Annotated in this window: 4 protein-coding genes; 2 read left to right on the forward strand and 2 right to left on the reverse strand. The window is 71.6% G+C overall.

The features are described from left to right. A partial coding sequence (locus IJH84_RS13225) for a M20/M25/M40 family metallo-hydrolase (protein ID WP_295144667.1) occupies nt 1-579 on the forward strand: 579 nt, incomplete at its 5' end. 110 nt (nt 580-689) lie between these two features. After that, on the forward strand, nt 690-935 hold the full coding sequence (locus IJH84_RS13230; protein ID WP_200070829.1) for a zinc-ribbon domain-containing protein: 246 nt from the start codon (nt 690-692) through the stop codon (nt 933-935). Nucleotide 936: 1 nt separating this feature from the next. Here IJH84_RS13230 and IJH84_RS13235 read toward each other — a convergent pair whose 3' ends face one another. Together IJH84_RS13235 and IJH84_RS13240 are read right to left on the reverse strand one after the other, a co-directional pair. Then, on the reverse strand, nt 937-1,710 hold the full coding sequence (locus tag IJH84_RS13235; RefSeq protein ID WP_295144673.1) for a DUF1295 domain-containing protein: 774 nt from the start codon (nt 1,708-1,710) through the stop codon (nt 937-939). Beyond that, on the reverse strand, nt 1,707-2,217 hold a 511-nt coding region (locus IJH84_RS13240), incomplete at its 5' end, for a class I SAM-dependent methyltransferase (RefSeq protein WP_295144676.1). The genes IJH84_RS13235 and IJH84_RS13240, both read right to left, overlap by 4 nt.

A 2,217-nucleotide genomic window follows, 5' to 3' on the forward strand; every position in this document is an offset into this window, starting at 1 on the left:
ACGGTGCTGCGGGTGCAGACCGTGGTGTCCAGGGAGATCGGGGCGACCGACGCGGCGGTGGTGACCGTCGGCGCGATGAACGCGGGAGCCAAGGAGAACGTGATCCCGGACGAGGCGGAGCTGCAGCTGAGCATCCGCTCGTTCGCCGAACCGGTGCGGGAGAAGGTCAATGAGGCGGTGCGGCGCATCGTGCGTGCGGAGTCGACGGCGTCCGCGGCGCCGCGCGAACCGGAGATCACCGCCACGGCCTCCTACCCGCCGACGGTCAACGACGAAGCGGCGACCGAGGCGCTGACCGCGCGGTTCCGCGAGGAGTTCGGGCCGGACCAGGTGCACGACGGCCCGCTGATCACCGGCAGCGAGGACTTCGGCGAGTTCGGGCGCGCCGCCGGAGTGCCGTCGGTGTTCTGGTTCGTCGGCGGCATCGACCCGGCGCGGTTCGCCGCGGACGGCACGCTAGCGCCCGGGCCCGACGTCCCGTCGAACCACTCCGCCCAGTTCGCCCCGACCCTGCACCCCACGATCGACACCGGCGTCCGCACCTTGGTCACCGCAGCCCTGTCCTACCTCAGCAACTGACCTCCGCAAGCAAGTCGATCCGAGTGAACGGCCTGTTCGTCCGACTAGATTGGTCGAACGGGCCGTTCACCGTCGGCGAACCGGTGCGGGCCGGGCAGTAGGCTGGTGTCGTGTTCATCCTTTTCGGACTTCGGCGGACCGCGCGGCGACTGGGCGTGCCGCTGCTGCTGTGCCACGCCTGCGGCGGGCAGTACGCAGCCGTGCTGGACCGGGTGGTCACGAAGTTCACGGTGTTCTTCATCCCGCTGTTCCCGGTCCGCGTCCGCCGGACGCTCACCTGCACCCGCTGCGCCCGGACGGCCACGATCTCCAAGGCCGAAGCCGCCCGGTTGCTGCGGGAGTCGCCGCGCGGCTGACTCACCGCCGCGGCGGGAGGGGGAGGAAACCGCTGGTGCGCGCGACGTAATCGGCGTAGGCGGGACGGCGTTCGGCCAGGCCGCGTTCCAGCATCGGCTTGCCGGTGCCGCGCGCGTGCAGCCACGTCATCAGCACCGGTGAGAGCACGGTCGCCGCGCCGACGAAGCTCTGGCACGCCAGCAGGTACAGCCCCCACCACACGCAGGCGTCCCCGAAGTAGTTCGGATGTCGCGTGTAGCGCCAAAGCCCGGTGTCGAGCACCGCGTTCTCGTTGGCGGGGTCCGCTTTGAACCTGCGCAGCTGCCGATCCCCGACCGCTTCGAAGACGAAGCCGATCAGCCACACCAAGCCGCCGAGCACCGCGAACACCGCCGCGCCCGGCAGCGCGGGCTCGGCGGCCACCGCGGCCTGCACGGGCAGCGAAACGAACCACAGCACGACGCCCTGCACGAGGTAGACCCGCACGAACATCAGCACCCCGACGCGATCGCCGTAGCGCTGCGCCATCTCCCGGTAGCGGCGGTCTTCCGGCTTGCCCGCGTTGCGGGTGTGCAGGTGCACCGACAGCCGCACACCCCACACGGCGGTGAGCGCCACGACGACCCACCCGGTCGGGCTTCCGGCTCCGAACGGCGCGGTGACCAGCGCGATCACCGCGAAACCGGCACCCCAGACGCTGTCGATCGTGTCCCAGCGCCCGCGCAGGCGGGCGATGCCGTAGCTGGCCAGGACCGTGACCAGCGCGGCCAGCGGTGCGGCGGCGAACGGGCTCATCGCACACCCTCCAGCACGGTCGAACGCCCGGCGACGGGCAGTCCGCTACATCCGTCCACAGTGGGCCGAACGGCGAGGATCTGGTTGACTCCCATGCGGTTCTCCTCGAACGCGAGTCCGCCGCCCGCCAGGTACAGCCGCCACACCCTGGCCTGCTCCGGCCCGACCAGCTCGACTGCGGCGTCCCAGTTCTCGTCCAGCGTGCGCGCCCACGCTTCGACGGTGCGCACGTAGTGCTCCCGCATCGCCTCCACGTCCCGGATCTCCAGCCCCGCGTCTTCCAGCAATCCCAGCGTGCGCCCGACCGGCACCATGCTCATGTCCGGCGCGATGTAGGACTCGATGAACGCGCCGCCGCCGGGCGCGGTCCCGGCGCGGGACATCTGCTGGACGAGCACCCGCGCACCGGGCCGCGCCAGCCGGGGCAGCGCGGCCGCGTAGATCGGGTACTGGTCCGTGCCGACGGGCTCGCCCATTTCGATCGAGGCCACCGCGGCGAACGGCTCG

The sequence above is a fragment of the Saccharopolyspora sp. genome (genome assembly GCF_017434145.1).
Lineage (GTDB): Bacteria > Actinomycetota > Actinomycetes > Mycobacteriales > Pseudonocardiaceae > Saccharopolyspora_C > Saccharopolyspora_C galaxeae.